The following is an 18452-nucleotide window of genomic DNA, read 5'->3' as shown; positions in this document are numbered from 1 at the left end:
CGATGAAGGCTGCGAACCCGCCGCACAGCGGGTTCGCAGTCAGCGGTCAGAGTTTCGGCAGTTGGCCCACGCGACCGAGCATCTCGGTCACGATCTGCAGATCCAGCAGGAACTGCTCGGTGGTCTTGAATTCGGCGTCGGTGTGCCCGGTGTATTTGACATCCGGACGAGCCAGACCGAACTGCACTCCGTTGGGCAATTCATGCACCGACGTTGCGCCCGCCGAGGTCCCGAACGTGTGCGCCATGCCCAGGTTTTCGCTGGCGACAGCGAGCAACGCCTTGACCCATTCTCCCTCTGGATTGCGATACATCGGCTCGGCGATCTTGTAATCGAAGGTCGCCGCGATGTGGGTTCTGGCGCTCCAGGCGTCGATTTTTCCGGCGATTTCCTGCTTGAGCGTCTCAGGCGACTTGCCCTTGGGTACGCGCAGGTTGACTGCGAGCTTGAAGGCCTGGTCATCCAGGGCGACATAGGTCAGCGAGGCCGTCAGCGGCCCCATGAAATCATCGGAAAACGCGACGCCCAGTGTGTTGCCGAGATAGTCCAGGCCCCAGTTGTCGGCGGCATACTGCGCGGCGTCGGTGACGTAGTTGTGCTTGAGCGCGACCTTGCCGTTCAGACTGTTGATGAAGCCGAGCATCCGCGCGACCGGGTTGACGCCCGACTGAGGCTCCGAGGAGTGCGCCGACACGCCCGTCACCGTCAGGCTGACGTCTTTGCCAGCCACCTTGGCGTCCACCTGGAAGTTACCGCCGTTCTGCGCCACGTATTCGACGCCTGCCTTTTGCAGGCTGGCTGCAAGCTCGGCGGGCGTGTCGGTCACGAACGTGGCGACCGAGCGGGACGGGATCTGGTTGGTGGCCATGCCGCCGGTCATCGTCGTGATTTCTGCGCCGCTGCCCGTCGCCGGTTTGCGCGGGAAGCTCGCCATCACCGTGCCGTAGCCTTTTTCCGCAATCACCACCGGGTAACTGCCATCCAGCGCCAGGTTGTATTCAGGCGTCGGGTTGCGCTCGAAATAATACGGAATGGCATCCCCGGAGGTTTCTTCGGTGGTGTCGATCAGCAGTTTGAAATTGCGCGCCAGCGGCAGGTGTTCCTCCTTGATGGTCTTCATCGCGTAGAGCGCGACGACGATGCCGTTCTTGTCGTCTTCGGTGCCTCGGCCGTACATGCGATCGCCGATCTGCGTGACCTTGAACGGGTCCAGTCGGGTGCCGTCCTGCAGCACCCAGTTCTCCGGCGTCACGGGCACCACGTCGGCATGGGCATGAATGCCGACCAGTTCCTTGCCACTGCCGTCGAGGGAGATTTCATAGACGCGATTGTCGACGTTGCGAAACTTCAAATCGAACGCCTTGGCCAGGCTCTCGATTTTTGCGGCGATCTTGATGAACGCCGGATTGTCGTGCTGGGCGAGGCCTTGCGTCTGGAAGGTCGGGATTTCCACCAGCTCGCGCAGGGTCTGCGTCGCAGCGCTGCCGTATTTGACCCGCGTGTAGAGCCCCAGCAGGCGATAAACATCATTCTGCTGCTGCGCGGAAAGCGGCTTGTTGGCGAGATAAGCGCTGATGGTCGGGGTCAGGCCGTCGGCTTTTGCAAGATCACTCTTGCCCAGACGATCGAGAAAGTGTCGGAAATCCTTGACCGACGTGTCGTTGAAGCGAGTCAGGATGTCTGCGCTCTGTTGTGCGCTGAGGGTGGCGGACGCCGTGGTGGCGAAGCAGGACAGGCTGGCGAGCACCAGAGCGGCCGAAGCCAGGCGCTTGAATTGAACGTTCATTGCGTGGGGCATTCCTTTGCTGCAGTCGATTGAAATAGCTGATCGCTCGATCAGAATCGTTCGCAACCTAACATTTCGAACGACGTCGTTGAAATACCTGATGCAGGATGTGTCGCACCCAGCGGCAAAAGCGACGCAGATATGAAAAAGCCGTTGAATTCCGTCGGCAGGCCCAGGGTCTAGCGAAGACCGGGAGGACGACATGAACAAAACCATTACCGCACATGACTTGAACATCGACCTGGCCGGCGCCCATGAAGACGCGCTGTTCAAATGGCTGCTGGCAAGCTTTCTGATGGGCAAGCGGATTCAGGCGCAGATTGCAGAGCAGGCCTACCGCGTCATCGTCGACAAACACCAGCGTGACACGCCGCGCAAGCTCGCCCATTGCAGCCATCGCGAGCTGGTGAAAATGCTGGGCGAGGCCAATTACGTGCGATACGACGAAACCACCGCCGAGCGCCTGCTGGCGCTGGCCGCCCGGCTCAATGACGAGTACGGCGGCAAGGTCGGGCGCATCCGGGAGGTCAGTGACAGCCGCGAGGACTTCGAAAAACGCTTGCAGGCGTTCGAGGGCATCGGCCCCAAGACCGTGGAGATATTCATGCGTGAAGCGGCGAAGGTGCTGTATTGAGCATCGCCACGGTATTCGTCGGCTGCGCGGGCTGGAGCATCGGCCGCGAGCACGCGCCGGCGTTCCCCGGTGACGGCACGCACCTGCAGCGCTACGCGTTGCGGCTGAACGCGGTGGAAATCAACAGCTCGTTCTATCGGCCTCATCGGCCGCAGACTTACCGGCGCTGGGCTGAGTCGGTCCCGCCGGCGTTTCGGTTTTCGGTGAAAATCCCGAAGCTGATTTCCCATGAGCGACGCCTGCAGCAATGCGAACAGCCGCTGGATGAGTTTCTGGGTCAGTGCATGGCGCTGGGTGAACGGTTGGGGTGTCTGCTGCTGCAACTGCCGCCGAAGCTTTCGTGCGATGCATCGGTGGCCGAGGCATTTTTCACACAGCTGCGTGAGCGCTATCGCGGTCCGCTGGTGCTCGAACCCCGGCACGAGTCCTGGGTTCAGGCCGCGCCGATGCTCGCGGCCCATGGCATTGCCCAAGCGGCAGTCGACCCGTCGCGCATCAGCAATGACGCCGCCCCGTTGGGTCAGGCGGGGCTGAATATCGGCCTGGACTACTGGCGCTTGCACGGCGCGCCGCGCATTTATCACAGCCGTTACGACGAGGCCTATCTGCAACGCCTGGCTGACGATTTGCTGTCCAGCGCCCTGGCGGGTAGGCAGCCATGGTGCATTTTCGACAACACCGCCAGCGGAGCCGCCACTGCGAACGCGCTGAGGCTCAGAGCGATTCTGGACCGTCGCATCGGTACGTCTTGACGGGTCAGAACGCGCCGAATGCAATCGTCCATCGCGCTGCATTGCCCGAACTAGAGCCTCTGGCGAGATGCCGACGACCCTTTCGTCGTAAAAAAGCCGATGCGGATCCGATTTCTTGCAAATCCCAGGCAAGCGAGTTGTGCGTCGCAGTAGCACGGTGCCACAATCAGCCCCATGTCATCTTGGCAGGGCCGGGCGGAGCAGATGTACCTCCTCGAGTTTCAACATGAGCGCGACGTCCAGATACGGGCCCAGGTGCGAACCGATCGTTTGCAGCTGTTGTTTCGTCAGAGTTTTTTCTCGGTTTTCGGCAGTCTGCTCGCGGCGCTGATGTTGTCCTGGCTGTGCTGGGACCGTGCCGCCCACGGCCTGATCATCGGCTGGCTGGCGCTGCTCGGTGGCTCGACCTCCTTACGCCTGATCATGCTGATCACCTATTTTCGCTGCGCCGAAGCCGGGCGCACGCCGCAGCGCTGGGAAACCACGTACTGGGTCACGCTGGTGCTGTCAGCCGGCATCTGGGGCGGCGGGGCACTGGCATTGATGCAGCCGGGTGATCTGCTCACGCAGACGCTGGTGTTGCTGTTCACGGTCGGAATGTCGGTCAGTGCGGTGGCCTGTTACTCGGCTTATCGCTCGATGACCCTGGTGGCGATCGCGCTGGTGTTGCTGCCATGCTCGGCGTGGTTGCTGTTCCAGCCTGAGGCTACTCAGGTCGGGATGGCGTTCGCTTCGCTGGTGTTCGCATCGTTCGTCGCCAGCGCGACGCGCAAGCTGTCGTTTGCAATGGAGAAGGCCTTTCGCCTGACCCGCGAAATGGAACACGCCCACCGCATTGCCACCCATGCCGCGCAGACTGACGAGCTGACCGGGCTGAAAAACCGTCGTGCGTTCTTTCATCACGCTGAACGCGCCTACGACCACTGCTGGCGCAACCGCCTGCCGTTGTGCGCGCTGATGCTGGACATCGACCATTTCAAACAGATCAACGACCGCTACGGCCATCAGGCCGGTGATCAAGTGTTGCGCCAGATCGGCGCGGTCATCTGCGATTCGGTGCGCGAGGCCGATGTCTGCGGCCGGCTGGGCGGCGAGGAGTTTGCGTTGCTGCTGACGGACACGTCGCCGGACGTCGCCCACGCCATCGCCGAAAAACTGCGCCGGGATATCGCCGCGATTGCGTGCGACCATCACGGCGGCATCACCGCCAGCCTCGGCGTCGCGTCGTTGAGCGATGCCGAGCGGGACGTTCACGCACTGCTTGGCCACGCTGACCGGGCGTTGTTTCAGGCCAAGGCACAAGGCCGCAACCAGACGGCGGTGGCCTAGTGCCGCACCGGTCAGCCGGGCGGGCGGCCTAATCGTTTCAGCCCGGCGCTTCGTGTCACTCGCGCGTGACATTTCTTGCAACTCTTTTCATTCCCGTGCGGCTGTGGCGTAGTGTCGGTCTGTTTGCACGATGACCGACTGGAAGAGGTAAAGAGAGATGACCCTGCAAAACCGCCTGGACAACCTGTACCCGCGCGCCGAAGACATCCCCGAACAGTTTCGTGCCGGTCCTGCCATCGAGCAGCGCGATTATCTGGTCAACGGCGAACTGCGTCAGTGGCAAGGGCCATTGGCGCCGGTGCTCAGTCCGGTGTCGTTGAAGACGGACGCAGGCCTTGAGTCGGTGGTGCTGGGCAGCACGCCGTTGATGGACGCCGACACCGCGATGACCGCGCTGGACGCTGCCGTCAAAGCCTACGACCGGGGGCAGGGCGCGTGGCCGACGATGCGCGTGGCTGACCGTATTCATCACGTCGAAACTTTCCTCAAGCTGATGCGCGAACAGCGCGATGCCGTGGTCACGCTGCTGATGTGGGAAATCGGCAAGAACCTCAAGGACTCGCAGAAAGAGTTCGACCGCACCTGCGACTACATCGTCGACACCATCAACGCCTTGAAAGAACTGGACCGCCGCTCGAGCCGCTTCGAGCTGGAGCAGGACACCCTCGGGCAGATCCGCCGCGTGCCGCTGGGCGTTACCCTGTGCATGGGTCCTTACAACTATCCATTGAACGAGACGTTCACCACGCTGATTCCGGCGTTGATCATGGGTAACACCGTGGTCTTCAAGCCAGCCAAGTTCGGCGTGCTGCTGATTCGTCCTCTGCTGGAAGCCTTCCGCGACAGCTTCCCGGCCGGCGTGATCAACGTGATCTACGGCAGTGGTCGCGAAACCGTCAGCGCCCTGATGGCCAGCGGCAAGATCGACGTGTTCGCGTTCATCGGCACCAACAAGGCCGCCAGCGCCCTGAAAAAACTGCACCCCAAGCCGCACCGCCTGCGCGCGGCGCTGGGTCTGGATGCCAAGAACCCGGGCATCGTGCTGCCGGACGTCAATCTGGACAACGCGGTTGCCGAAGCGATCACCGGTTCCCTGTCGTTCAACGGGCAGCGTTGCACCGCGCTGAAAATTCTCTTCGTGCATGAGAACGTCGTCGGCAGCTTTCTCGAAAAGTTCGAAGAAAAACTGGCCCAGCTCAAGCCTGGCATGCCGTGGGAAGCGGGCGTGTCGTTAACCCCGCTGCCGGAGCCGGGCAAGACCGATTACCTGCAAGGGCTGGTCGATGACGCCGTCAGCAAAGGCGCTAAAGTGGTCAACGAAGGCGGCGGCACGACCCACGAGCAGTTCTTCTATCCGGCGGTGCTGTACCCGGTCACCCCGCAGATGCGGGTTTATCACGAAGAGCAGTTCGGTCCGGTGGTGCCCGTGGTTGCCTACAGCGACCTGGACAGCGTGATCGAATACGTGCTGGATTCGGACTTCGGCCAGCAGTTGAGTATCTTCGGCAACGATCCCAAGCAGGTCGGTCGTCTGGTCGACGCGTTCGCCAATCAGGTCGGCCGCATCAACATCAACGCCCAGTGCCAGCGCGGCCCGGACAGTTTCCCGTTCAACGGCCGTAAAAACTCCGCCGAAGGCACCTTGTCGGTTCATGACGCCCTGCGGGTCTTCTCCATCCGCACATTGGTCGCGACCAAGTTCCAGGAGAGCAACAAGGCCTTGATCAGCGACATCATCCATAACCGGGAATCGAGCTTCCTGACCACCGACTACATTTTCTGACCTGCAGTCGTTTCGCCTCTCGGCACGCCCCGTCGGCTTTTCGGCGGCGGGGTCGCGCTTGTCACCGATATCAACTTGTCGGCGGGTGCACGAAGGCTGATACTCCAAGCCTGTTCCCCGGATCCTGAAGGACAACACCGGCCTTGGTTGATGTCACCCCCGAGCTGCAACCCGTTCGCGCCGCGAGCGTCCCTGAAGTCCTGACGATGTTGCGCAGTGCAACCGGGGCTCAACACCGCGCACTGGAAGCCAGGCTTCCTTTTCTGCGCGCCGACTTCGACCTTGTCACCTACCGCCGGCTGATGCAGGCGTATTACGGTTTTCATCTCACACTGGAGCAACGCGTCGAGGCGTTCGACAGCGGCTTGTTCAAGCTGACTGAGCGACAAAAGACGCCCGCACTGACGAAGGACCTTCGCGCCTTGGGCCTCAGCGCTGACGCGATTGAAGCGCTGCCTGTCTGCGCTGATCTCCCACTCATCGACAGCACCGCTCATTTGCTCGGCACGATGTACGTGATGGAAGGCGCTACCCTTGGTGGTCAAGTGCTGCGTCGCATCGTCGCCGACAAGCTGGCGATCGACGCCGACACCGGCGGCGAATTTCTCGATGTCTATGGCCGGGACACCGGCCGGCTGTGGAAAGCCTTTCTCAAGCGTCTGGCGGAGTTCGATCACCCGGCGCACAACCTGCAGGTCGTGGACGCGGCATGCACCACATTCAGCTGTTTCGAACGCTGGCTCGAACGCGCAGGAGTACTGCATGACGCCCGATAATCCGCAAGATGTCCGCGCGCTGCTGAACACCTGCGCCGACGAGCCGATTCGTATTCCCGGTGCGATCCAGCCCCACGGCGTGCTGTTGACCGTCGAGGAGCAACACTGGACCGTCCAGCAGGCCAGCGCCAATGCCCAGCAGGTGCTGGGGCTTGCGGCGGATGTGGTGGCGGGCCAGCCATTGTCGCGATGGTTGGGTGACGATCAGGCCGGGTTGATACGCGAGGCGCTGTCGAACGGGCACCTCGAGGACGTCAATCCGCTCGCGCTGGTGTGCGGTGCCCTGCAACTGGATGGCCTGCTGCATCGCCACGACGGCGTCGTGTTCATTGAACTTGAGCCCGTGCCCGGCCAGGCGCACAGGCCATCGCTGGACTTGCACCTGACCCGCACTCTGCGCCGGCTGCAGACCGCCAGCACGCTGGAGGCGCTGTACGAGATCAGCGTCAACGAAATCCGTGCGCTGACCGGTTACGACCGCGTGCTGATCTACCGTTTTCAGGAACAGGGCCACGGCCAGGTCATCGCCGAGTCGGCCACCCCCGAGCTGGACGCCTACGAAGGGCTGTTCTTCCCGGCCAGCGATATCCCCGAACAAGCCCGCGACCTGTACCGGCTCAACTGGCTGCGCATCATTCCTGACGCCAGCTATGTCCCGGCGCCGATGGTCCCGGCACTGCGTCCGGACACCCTGCAGCCACTGGACATGAGCTACGCGGTGCTGCGCAGCGTGTCGCCGATCCACTGCCACTACATGCGCAACATGGGCGTGCGTTCTTCCATGAGCATCTCGCTGCTCAAGGACCATAAGCTCTGGGGACTGATCAGCTGTGGCAACCGCCAGCCGCTGCAAGTCCCGCATGCGCTGCGCGCCGCCTGTCAGACCATCGGCCAGGTGCTGTCGATGCAGATCAGCATGCTCGAAGAACGCCAGGCGCAGTTGCAGCGTCAGGCCAAGGAAAACCTGTTGCAATCCCTCGCCGCGGCCATGCGTGAGGCCGACGGCGATGTCTACAACGGCTTGATCGCGCATCCCGAGGCCCTCATGGCGCTGGCCGAAGCCTCGGGCGTCGCCGTGATCATCGAGGGCGAAGCGCACCTGTTCGGCCGCTGCCCATCGGTCGAGCAGGTCGACGCACTGCTCAAGTGGGTCCAGTTGCAGGCGTCCTCAGTGGTCGAAACCTCGAGCCTGAGCGCCTTGCTGCCAGAAGCCGGTGCCTACCAGCGCATTGCCAGCGGCCTGCTCGCGATCAGCCTGCCCAAGCCGGTCGACAACGGCGTGCTGTGGTTTCGCCCGGAAGTCATCGACAGCGTGAGCTGGAGCGGCAACCCGGAGACTGCCAAACACCTGGTCGGCGACCGTTTGCAACCAAGAGAATCCTTCAACGTCTGGAAACAGCAGGTCGAGGGCACAGCGCAGGCATGGAGCGTCGGCGACCTGTACGCCGTTTCAGATCTGCGCCGCTCGGCGCTGGAAGCGGATCTGTCCCGTCAGGTGCTGCGAGAAAAGGATGCGGTGCGCGCTCGCGATGAGCTGGTTGCGGTGGTGTCCCATGACCTGCGCAGCCCGCTGACGGTGATCGTCATGCAATGCGGCATGATGCAGCGCGTGGTGGCGGCCGACGTCAGCCCGTCGTCGAAGCGGCTCATTTCCGCCGTCGACACCTTGCAGCGGGCCACGGCGCGCATGACCAATCTGCTCGAAGACCTCCTCGACACCTCGAAGATCGAAGCCGGACGCTACTCGATCGAGCCGCAGGCGCTGGAAGTCAGTCAGTTTTTCGAGGACGCCTGGACGTTGCTGACGCCGTTGGCGCTGAACAAGTTCATCGACCTGAGCTTCACCGGCGAACCTCACCTGAAGATGTTCGCCGACCCAGAGCGGATATTTCAGGTGCTGTCGAATCTGGTGGGCAATGCCATCAAATTCACGCCAAAGGAGGGCACGATCAGCGTGACGGCCAGCGTCGAAGGCGACCTGGTCGTCATCAGCGTGGTCGATTCCGGAGACGGCATCGCTGCCGATCAGTTGCCCCACGTCTTCGAGCGCTACTGGCGTATTCGCGAAGGCAATCCAAGCGGCACGGGGCTTGGGCTGTATATCTCCAAGGGGATCGTGAAGGCCCATGGTGGTGAGTTGACCGCCAGCAGCGAGCCTGGCGTGGGCAGCGAATTCCGCTTTACCGTGCCGCTGGCGCCATGAGCCGCTTACAGCGTCCTGCGGTTGCGTCGGCGCGCCGGGTGCGGGAAAGTCGCGAGTTCTTTGCCCATTGCCACTCCAGGCCGACCCTGCCGTGAACATCGACACCCGCATCAAATTCCGACATCTGCTGTGTTTTCTCGAGGTCGCCCGTCAGGGCAGTCTGGCCAAGGCCTCGGGCAAGCTTGCGATCAGTCAGCCGGCGCTGTCGAAAACCCTCAAGGAGCTGGAAACGCTGCTGTCCGCCAGCCTGTTCGTGCGCAGTAAAAGCGGTGCCGCGCTGACCGAGGCGGGCGTTGCGTTCATGCGCTACGCGGGCCCCAGCGTGCAGGCGCTGCGCGAAGGGGTGAACAGCCTGCGCGCCGGCGAGCATGAGCCGGTGGCGGTGCGCCTGGGGGTGCTGTCGACGGTTGAAAGCGTGCTGGTGCCGGAGGTGATCCGTCGCCTGCACGCCCGTCATCCGGCGCTGGTGATCAGCGTCGTCACCGGGCCAAGCGCCTACCTGCTGTCGCAACTGCGTCTCGCCGAGCTGGACCTTGTGGTCGGGCGCATGACCGACAGCCCGCAGATACTCGGTCTGAGCTTCGAGCACCTGTACAGCGAGTCGATGACCCTGGTGGTGCGCGCCGACCATCCGCTGCTCAAGGGCGAGGGCGCCAGGCTCGAAGATTTTCCGCTGGTCCTGCCGCTGGCCGGCACGACCATCCGCAAATTCGCCGACAGCCTGTTCGTACAGCACGGCATCACGCCGCCGCGCCAGCGTCTGGAAACCTTGTCATTGACGTTGAGCCGTCGCTACGTGCAGTGCAGCGACGCGGTGTGGATCGCGCCGCTGGACGCGGTTCGTCAGGACCTGGCTGATGGGCAACTGGCCGAGCTCGAGCTGGGCATCCGTGAACCCGGCGGCTCGGTCGGACTGTGCAGCAATCCGGCATTGCCCCTGTCCATCGCTGCGCAGTGGTGCGTAGAGACGCTGCGCGAAGTGGGTGCGGCCTATCGTGAGGGCGAACATCCATAACCATTTGGTTATGGATGCGGTCTTTTTTTTCAGTTTTGCCAAGGCTCCCGGCGCGCCAGACTGCGCCCATCGCTTGCTTCAGGTCGCCGTGGCCACAAGCGCAGCCTTCTAAAAACGACAAAAAGGAGACCGGCATGTCCGATGCCCACGACAGCCGCTTTGCCATACGCGATCGCAACTGGCACCCCAAAGCCCTCACTCCGGATTACAAGACCTCGATTCTGCGTTCCCCTCGCCAGGCACTGGTCAGCATCGGCCAGTCGATATCGGAGACCAGCGGTCCCGACTTCTCTCACGTGCAACTCGGTCGTCACGACGATGACTTGCTGCTGAATTTCAACCATGGCGGCCTGCCCATCGGCGAGCGGATCATTGTCGCAGGGCGTGTGATCGACCAATACGGCAAGCCGGTGCCGCACACGTTAGTTGAAATGTGGCAGGCCAACGCCGGGGGGCGCTACCGCCACAAGAAGGACGCTTACCTTGCGCCGCTCGACCCCAATTTCGGCGGCGTAGGTCGCTGCCTGACTGACCGCGACGGTCATTACCGCTTTCGCACCGTCAAGCCAGGCCCTTACCCGTGGCGCAACGGCCCTAACGACTGGCGTCCGGCGCACATTCATTTCTCCATCAGCGGCCCGTCCATCGCCACGCGGCTGATCACGCAACTGTATTTCGAGGGCGATCCGCTCATTGCGATGTGCCCCATCGTCAAGTCGATTGCCAGTGCCGAAGCGGTGCAGAGCCTGATTGCCAGACTGGACATGAGCATGGCCAATCCGATGGATTGCCTGGCATATCGGTTTGACATCGTCCTGCGCGGTCAGCGCAAAACACACTTTGAAAACGCCTGAGAGGAGGCCAGTCATGCCTGTTGAAATCCTGCCTGAAACCCCGTCTCAGACCGCCGGACCCTACGTGCACATCGGCCTGGCCCTCGAAGCGGCCGGCAATCCACCGCGTGAACAGGAAATCTGGAACGAGATGGCCAGGCCCGGTGCGCCCGGCGAGCACATCATCCTGCTGGGCCATGTCTACGACGGTAACGGCCACCTGATTCGCGATTCGTTTCTGGAGTTCTGGCAAGCCAACGCCGACGGGGTCTACGACACCGCCTATGACTTGAGTAAAGACTTCAACTGTTTCGGCCGGACCGCCACCACTGACAATGGCGAATGGCTGGTCAAGACCGTCAAGCCGGGTGTCGTGCTCAACGCGGCGGGTGTGCCGATGGCGCCGCACATCAACGTGTCGCTGTTCGCCCGTGGCATCAATATCCAGCTGCAGACGCGTCTTTATTTCGATGATGAGGCCCAAGGCAACGCGCTGGATCCGGTGCTCAATCTGATCGAGCAGCCTCAGCGACGCCAGACCCTGATCGCCAGACGCTGCGCCGTAGAAGGAAAACTGGCCTATCGTTTCGACATCCGCGTTCAGGGCGAAGACGAAACGGTGTTCTTCGATTTCTGACGCGGGGCCCCGGTGAACCCAGGCGCAATCACAGTGATTGCACCGATGACCACGGGGCCGGTTTGACGAGGATTTCCGTTGGGACGACCAGCCAGGAGCAGTACTTTGAACAGACCGGGCAACCAGCTTTTTGACCGTTACTTCACTCAGGCGCGCATGCGCGACATTTTTTCCGATCAGGGCCGCGTGCAGGGCATGCTGGATTTCGAAGCCGCGCTGGCCCGCGCTCAGGCCGGGCTCGGCGTCATTCCCAGCGATGCGGTGGCGGACATCGTTGCGGCCTGCGACGCGCGCCTGTATGACTTCGATGCACTCGCCGAGGCGATCGGCAACGCCGGCAATTCGGCCATCCCGCTGGTAAAAGCGCTGGGACAACAGATCGCCGGCCGCAACCCCAGCGCCGAGCGCTACGTTCATCTGGGCGCCACCAGCCAGGACGTGATGGACAGCGGCCTGGTCCTGCAACTGCGAGCGGCGGTGGCGCTGCTGGAAAAAGATCTGAGCCTGTTGGCCGACGCTCTGGCGCAGCAGGCGCAGCGTCATGCGGCTGTGCCGATGTCCGGACGGACCTGGCTGCAACAGGCGACGCCAGTGACGCTGGGGGCGAAGGTCGCCGGCTGGCTGGGGGCGATCACCCGGCATCGGCAACGCTTGAACGAGATCAAACCGCGCCTGCTGTGCGTGCAGTTCGGCGGTGCCTCGGGCAGTCTGGCGGCACTGGGTGAAATGGCCTTTCCAGTGGCCGAGGCGCTGGCCCGTGAGTTGAAGCTCGGCCTGCCGGATCAGCCCTGGCACACCCAGCGCGATCGCCTGGTGGAATTCGCCAGCGTGTTGGGGCTGATCGCCGGGAGCCTCGGTAAATTGGGTCGCGACATCAGCCTGCTGATGCAGACCGAAGCCGGTGAGGTGTTCGAGCCTGCGGCAGCGGGCAAGGGTGGCTCATCGACCATGCCGCACAAGCGTAACCCCGTTGGTGCCGCGGTGATGATCGCAGCGGCGACCCGCGCGCCGGGGCTGATCGCGACCATGTTCAGTGCCATGCCGCAGGAGCATGAACGAAGTCTGGGCCTGTGGCACGCTGAGTGGGAAACGTTGCCGCAGCTCTGCTGCCTGGTGTCCGGTGCGCTGCAGCAGGCGCTCGCGGTGATTCCTGACCTGGAGGTCGACGCCGTCCGCATGCTGCACAACCTTGACCTGAGCAAAGGGCTGGTGCTGGCAGAAGCGGTCAGCATCGCCCTCGCGCAACGCATCGGCCGTGATGCCGCTCATCACCTGATCGAACAGTGCTGTCGCCGGGCAGTGGACCAGAACGTGCACCTGCGTGACGTGCTGGGCGCCGAGCCACAGGTCACCGCGCAGCTTTCGTCACAGGCGCTGGACAACCTGCTCAACCCTGCGCAGTACCTGGGTCAATCCAGGCGCTGGGTCAAGCGCGCGGTGGCTGATCATCAGGCGTTCAATCTCCGTTAAACAGATGACTGGAACCCAAATGGACGAAAATCAACGTTACCAAGAAGGCCTGAGCGTGCGCCGGGCGGTATTGGGTGAAGCCCATGTGCAAGGCAGCCTGGAAAACATCACGCCCTTCAATGGCGAGTTTCAGGAAATGATCACGCGTCACGCCTGGGGCGATATCTGGACCCGGCCGGGCTTGTCGCGTCACACCCGCAGCCTGATCACCATCGCGATGCTGATCGGCATGAATCGCGAGGGTGAACTGCGCCTGCACCTGCGCGCCGCGAAAAACAACGGGGTCAGCCGCGACGAAATCAAAGAGGTATTGATGCAAAGCGCGATTTACTGCGGGATTCCAGCTGCCAACGCTTCGTTCCACCTGGCCGAAGCGGTCTGGGATGAACTGGGCGTCGAATCGCTTTAATGCGTCGACCTCCCAAGCGAGGCGCACGCCGACACGGCGTTGCGCTTCCACGACGGAGCATTAGGCAGTCCGATGGGTGACAGGCTGCGTCATTCCTCGCTGGAATCCAGCGTATAAAAAACATGAATTTTATTTATGGCTTGCAGGGCTCTACCGTAGGTGGATTCCGTCTACCGTGGAGTCGTCATGACAGCCCAGCCGCCAACGTCCATCGTCGAGCAGCACTGGAAACGAAATCTGGCCGTCTGCGTGCTGGGGGCTTTTACCACCATCGTCGCGATGACGCTGTTGCTGCCGTTTCTGCCTTTGTACGTCGAGCACCTGGGTGTCAATGACCCTGCGGCCATTGTGCAGTGGTCGGGCGTGGCGTTTGGGGCAACGTTCCTCAGCGCCGCCTGTACCGCGCCGTTGTGGGGCAGACTGGGCGACCGCTACGGTCGCAAACTGATGCTGATTCGCGCCAGCCTGGGCATGGCGGTTGCCATGTCGCTGATCGGTCTGGCGGAAAACATCTATCAACTGGTGGGCTTGCGCCTGCTTGCGGGGCTGCTCGGCGGGTATGCCTCCGGAGCAACGATTCTGGTCGCCACGCAGACGCCGAAAGAGCGCTCCGGCTGGGCGCTGGGCATGCTGGCTTCCGGGATCATGGCGGGCAACCTGACCGGGCCTCTGATCGGCGGGCTGTTGCCGCCGTTGATCGGCATTCGTAATACCTTCTTCCTGGCAGGCGGCGTGATATTTCTGGCCTTTCTCGCCACTGCGTTCCTCATGAAGGAAGCGCCGCGTCCCAAGCGCGCTGCCGATTCAGCGAAGCCTGCGACGATCCGCGCCTGGGAGCTGATCCCGGACAAGAAGCCAGTGATCATCATGTACGTGGTGGCAAGTCTGGTGATGTTTTCAATCATGTCCATCGAGCCGATCATCACGGTGTACCTGACTCAACTGCACACGGCAAACGTCACGCTGATGGCAGGCGTGGTGATGTCGGCGACGGCGTTGGCCAGCATTCTGTCGGCTTCGCGGATCGGCAAGCTGGCCGACCGGGTGGGGCACTGGAAAGTGGTGATCGGTTGTCTCAGCGCCGCAGCGATCCTGCTGATTCCACAGGCATTGGTCAGCAACGAGTGGCAACTGGTGGTGCTGCGCTTTCTCATGGGCATCGCGCTGGGCGGGCTGTTGCCCTGCATTGCCGCGATCATCCGCCATTCGGTACCTGACGCGGTGGCGGGGCGCATGCTCGGTTACTCGACGTCCAGCCAGTACGTCGGCCAAGTCCTCGGACCGCTCACCGGCGGCTATCTGGGCGGGCATTTCGGCATGCCCGTGGTCTTCGTGGTGACGTCGCTGCTGATGGCCGGGTGCGCAATGGCAATGTGGCTGATGCCGCCGGCGGCGGTTGCCGACTGACCGGAAATCGTCGAGCTGCGGTGGGACAGCACCGTTCGTTGACAAAACCATGACATGGCCTGGCGGATAATCGGTGGTGGCGGGGCGCTGCCCCAAGATACGAGTACCGCCATGCACGGACCCTCATGGACATCAAACACAGCCTCAAACAGCGGATCGTCATCGTATTCGCGCTGATGAGCACCCTGGTCGCCGGTGTTTTCGCCGTCGGCATCATTGCCACCGTTCACGTGGTCGAGAAACGCCTGACGATCATCAGTCTGGGCGGCAACCTGCACCGGATCCTGGCTCAGGACAGCATCGACGACTGGCGGCACCGGCCTGAGAAGGGCGAGCTGTTCTACGCCGACGATGGCATCGGCGACGTTGCCATGAGTGACGACCTGAAAGGCCTGCAGCCTGGTTTTCAGGAGTTCTATCGCGGCAAGCGGGCGTATTACGCCATGGTCACGACCGTGGGCGAACGCCGCTACGTGCTGCTGCGCGATCAACGCAAGTTCGAAAAACGCGAGCGGATTCTTTTCGGTGTCGTGCTGATCGGCTTCGTGCTCAGCGTGCTGCTGGCCATTCTGCTGGGACGCCTGCTGGCCTCCCGAGTGATGGCGCCGGTGTCGCGTCTGGCCGGCCAGGTTCGCCATCGCGATCAGCTCCTCGAACTCGCCCCGGTGCTGGCGGGGGACTATGCCAACGACGAGGTTGGCGCGCTGGCCAAATCCTTCGACGAAACCCTTGGGCGACTGCGCGAGGCCCTTGGCCGGGAGAAGCTCTTCACCAGCGACGTCAGCCACGAGTTGCGCACGCCCTTGATGGTGCTGGCGACGTCGTGCGAGCTGTTAATGGATTATCCGCAACTGGACGAACGCTCACGCGCTCAGGTGCAGCGCATCAGCAAAGCCACGGCGGGCATGAACCAACTGGTCGAAACCTTCCTGCTGCTTGCTCGCACCGAGGGCAAGAATGCGCCTCAGGGGCAGAAGGCCGGCCTTGAGCAGATCGCCGACGAACTGGCGGAAACCTGGCGGCGGCCGATCGAAGAAAAAGGCCTGACGTTCATTGTCCAGGCCAAAGGTCGCACTCACGAGGCCCACAGCCAGGAGACCTACAACGCGCCGCTGCTGCGCTCGGTCATGGGCAATCTGCTGCGTAATGCCTGGCACTACACCGATCAAGGGTTCATCCGCCTGACCTTGCGGGACGACGGTTTCAGTGTGGAAGACAGCGGCATCGGCATCCCGCTGGAAAAACAGCAAGCGATGTTCCAGCCGTTCGTGCGCGGCGACGAACAGCGCGGGGAGGGCCTGGGCCTGGGGCTTTCGCTGGTGCAGCGGATCTGCGCCAACCAGCACTGGCAGGTGTCGCTGGCGAGTCGGCCATCGGGGGGCTGCTGCTTTACCGTCACGCTGCAAGAGGCAGGATTGGCGGTCGGTGCGGCATGATCCGCGCTGCAAGACTGATTGGATCGCCGAGTGAGCTGGTCGGGGCAATACACCATTTCGCGGCGCAACACCTGACGCCTTCCCGGCTAAAGCCGGTCCTACGGTTGCGCGGCGCACCTGGAAAAAGCGTTGTAGGACTGCGATGTACCCGAAGAATGCGGTGTAGGACCGGCTTCAGCCGGGAAGAGGCCGGCATGGGCGCCCCGTCATGTCGCGGCAACTGGGCCTTCAGACGGTCCGTTCATGCGGCTGGCGATGTGTGGCTCTGGAACGCAGCTACGCTTCTGTCTGTCGTTGCAGAGCGCGCTTCGTGCTGACGAGAGGAGACACCGTTGACATCCCTAGCGTCCGAGTTCCTTTCCGGCGTTACCCCGGCCCGCGCCAGACGCCAGGCCTGGAGCGCCGGCGGTCTGGCCCTGGTGCTGTTCGTCGTGGCCAGCGGACACCTGGCAATCGTCGGCTTCGATTCGCGATTCGTACTGTTCGCTCAGGAAATGCTGCGTCATGGCCCCAGCGTCTTCCCGACCACCTACGGCGTGCCGTATCCCGATTACACCGGTTTTTCCACCTGGCTTATTTACCTCTGCTCGCTGCCGCTGGGGGAGGTGACCAGCTTCAGCGCGTGGCTGCCCACCTGCGTGGCATCGGCCATCATGGTGGGCCTAATGTACCGGCTGCTCGCGCCGTACTCCCGGCGCTGGGCGTGGCTGAGCATCGCGCTGCTTTTGCTGACCAACACCTTCATCACCGAAACCCGCGCCGTGTCGCTGGAGCAGATGCTGGCCAGCATCACCTTCGCCGTGTTCTATCTGGCCTACGCTGCAGACCATTTTTCCTCTGCGCGTCGACTCTGGCTGATTTACGCGCTGTTGGTGCTGGGATTTCTCATTCGTGGACCGATCGGTCTAATTGTCCCCGCTGCGGTGCTGTGCAGTTATCACCTGTTCAACCGCAATGGGCGCCAGGCGTGGGTGTCGGCGTTGGTGGCAGTGGCGTTGCTGGCGCTGTGCACCATGACCTTGCTGCTGCTAGCCCGACTCGCTGGCGGTGAAGTATTGCTGGCCGAAGTGGTTCGCACGCAGATCACCGCCCGCCTGGACGCCGGCGACGGCAGCGGTCCGGCCTTCTGGTATTTCAGCCGCTCACTGGGTAACTACGCGCTGGCCTATCCGCTGGCGATCGTGGTCTTGCTGGCAGTGGGTTTCACCGCGCGTGGACAGAAAAACGCGGCGCTGCACTTGCTGTACCTGTGCGCCATTGCCGGCTTGACGGTGATGATCGGTCTGTCGATTCCGTCCGCAAAAAAAGCCCGGTTCCTGCTGCCGATGCTGCCCCCGGCGGCAATCATTGCCGCGTATCCGTTTCACGCCCGCAGCGGACGCTGTTTCTGGTGGCTGCGCGGGCTGATTCTGACGCTCTGCTGCTTCATTCCCGGCGCGCTGATGGTCGGCCTGCTGCTGATTCGACCGCGTTTTCCCGAAGCGCTGGGTGACACCGGACCGCTGCTGATCGCGCTGGGCCTGCTGCAGTTGGTGGCGCTGCCGCTGCTGATGCGCCCGCGCCTGCGACTCTATGGGTTACCGGCCTGCGCGGTGCTGGCGGTCTGGCTGAGCTACATCGGTGCGTTCGAGAAGGCTGAGCGTAACCTCTACGACACGCGCCAGTTCACCGCGGCGGTGCGCCAGGCCACGCGCTCGGACAGCGCCCCGCTTGTCCTGCACGGCATGGGCAAGGATGGCAAAGGCATCAAGTTCATGGTCAACGTCGATGAAGACCTGCAACCGCTGTTCACCTTGACCCCGGCGGAGCTGGAAGCCTTGCCCGGCGCGGCCGATGTGGTGATGAGCAATGCCGACTTCCAGCAACTGCAGGGCACGCGTCTGGGAAGGTTGCCGGTGGTGCTCAGCGGCCGCTTCGACAAGGAAGACTACGTTCTGCTGCGCCTGCCGGCCCGATGAAGCACGGCGGACATCAGGAATTTG

The 18452-nt window shown here is 62.7% G+C and carries 15 protein-coding genes; 14 read left to right on the top strand and 1 reads right to left on the bottom strand.

Annotated features, from left to right (window positions below; all coding sequences use genetic code 11):
* Positions 1 to 46 precede the first annotated feature (46 nt).
* The gene (locus AAGQ88_RS13880; RefSeq protein ID WP_342652637.1) at positions 47 to 1786 is read right to left on the bottom strand and encodes a dipeptidase; all 1740 of its coding nucleotides are present in this window, start codon (positions 1784 to 1786) and stop codon (positions 47 to 49) included.
* A gap of 202 nt (positions 1787 to 1988) precedes the next feature.
* Between AAGQ88_RS13880 and AAGQ88_RS13875 the strand changes: the two genes are divergently transcribed.
* The 14 genes from AAGQ88_RS13875 to AAGQ88_RS13810 all read left to right on the top strand — a co-directional run bounded on the left by AAGQ88_RS13875 (position 1989) and on the right by AAGQ88_RS13810 (position 18428).
* Positions 1989 to 2420, top strand: a complete 432-nt coding sequence (locus AAGQ88_RS13875) for a DNA methylase (RefSeq protein WP_342652636.1) — start codon at positions 1989 to 1991, stop codon at positions 2418 to 2420.
* A complete protein-coding gene (locus tag AAGQ88_RS13870) occupies positions 2417 to 3172 on the top strand; it encodes a DUF72 domain-containing protein (protein WP_342652635.1) in 756 nt (251 codons plus the stop codon). The genes AAGQ88_RS13875 and AAGQ88_RS13870 overlap by 4 nt, the downstream gene beginning before the upstream one ends.
* A gap of 165 nt (positions 3173 to 3337) precedes the next feature.
* Positions 3338 to 4501, top strand: coding sequence for a diguanylate cyclase (locus AAGQ88_RS13865; protein WP_342655808.1), 1164 nt, complete (start codon positions 3338 to 3340; stop codon positions 4499 to 4501).
* Positions 4502 to 4658: 157 nt separating this feature from the next.
* Positions 4659 to 6284 carry an NADP-dependent glyceraldehyde-3-phosphate dehydrogenase gene (locus AAGQ88_RS13860; protein ID WP_285423693.1) on the top strand — a complete coding sequence of 542 codons (1626 nt, stop codon included), beginning with the start codon at positions 4659 to 4661 and terminating at the stop codon, positions 6282 to 6284.
* A gap of 206 nt (positions 6285 to 6490) precedes the next feature.
* The gene (locus AAGQ88_RS13855) at positions 6491 to 7060 is read left to right on the top strand and encodes a biliverdin-producing heme oxygenase (RefSeq protein WP_342655807.1); all 570 of its coding nucleotides are present in this window, start codon (positions 6491 to 6493) and stop codon (positions 7058 to 7060) included.
* Positions 7047 to 9263 carry an ATP-binding protein gene (locus AAGQ88_RS13850; protein ID WP_342652634.1) on the top strand — a complete coding sequence of 739 codons (2217 nt, stop codon included), beginning with the start codon at positions 7047 to 7049 and terminating at the stop codon, positions 9261 to 9263. The genes AAGQ88_RS13855 and AAGQ88_RS13850 overlap by 14 nt, the downstream gene beginning before the upstream one ends.
* Positions 9264 to 9354: 91 nt before the next feature.
* Entirely contained in the window at positions 9355 to 10278 is a 924-nt protein-coding gene (pcaQ, locus tag AAGQ88_RS13845; protein WP_342652633.1) for a pca operon transcription factor PcaQ, read from the top strand.
* A 134-nt stretch (positions 10279 to 10412) separates the two neighbouring features.
* Entirely contained in the window at positions 10413 to 11132 is a 720-nt protein-coding gene (pcaH, locus tag AAGQ88_RS13840; protein WP_342652632.1) for a protocatechuate 3,4-dioxygenase subunit beta, read from the top strand.
* 13 nt (positions 11133 to 11145) lie between these two features.
* On the top strand, positions 11146 to 11748 hold the full coding sequence (gene pcaG / locus AAGQ88_RS13835; RefSeq protein ID WP_342652631.1) for a protocatechuate 3,4-dioxygenase subunit alpha: 603 nt from the start codon (positions 11146 to 11148) through the stop codon (positions 11746 to 11748).
* 105 nt (positions 11749 to 11853) lie between these two features.
* Positions 11854 to 13218, top strand: coding sequence for a 3-carboxy-cis,cis-muconate cycloisomerase (locus AAGQ88_RS13830; RefSeq protein ID WP_342652630.1), 1365 nt, complete (start codon positions 11854 to 11856; stop codon positions 13216 to 13218).
* A gap of 19 nt (positions 13219 to 13237) precedes the next feature.
* Positions 13238 to 13627 (top strand): 4-carboxymuconolactone decarboxylase, encoded by a 390-nt coding sequence (pcaC, locus tag AAGQ88_RS13825; protein ID WP_285423699.1) that lies wholly within the window; start codon positions 13238 to 13240, stop codon positions 13625 to 13627.
* A 186-nt stretch (positions 13628 to 13813) separates the two neighbouring features.
* Positions 13814 to 15034, top strand: a complete 1221-nt coding sequence (locus tag AAGQ88_RS13820) for an MFS transporter (RefSeq protein ID WP_342652629.1) — start codon at positions 13814 to 13816, stop codon at positions 15032 to 15034.
* Between the two features lie 125 nt (positions 15035 to 15159).
* Complete coding sequence (locus AAGQ88_RS13815) at positions 15160 to 16470, top strand: HAMP domain-containing sensor histidine kinase (protein WP_342652628.1); 1311 nt, start codon at positions 15160 to 15162, stop codon at positions 16468 to 16470.
* A 410-nt stretch (positions 16471 to 16880) separates the two neighbouring features.
* Positions 16881 to 18428, top strand: a complete 1548-nt coding sequence (locus tag AAGQ88_RS13810; protein WP_342655806.1) for a phospholipid carrier-dependent glycosyltransferase — start codon at positions 16881 to 16883, stop codon at positions 18426 to 18428.
* Positions 18429 to 18452: the final 24 nt, after the last annotated feature.

The organism is Pseudomonas sp. F3-2, from assembly GCF_038804275.1.
In the GTDB taxonomy this organism is placed as follows: Bacteria; Pseudomonadota; Gammaproteobacteria; order Pseudomonadales; family Pseudomonadaceae; genus Aquipseudomonas.
This window is presented reverse-complemented; position numbering and strand designations above follow the sequence as displayed.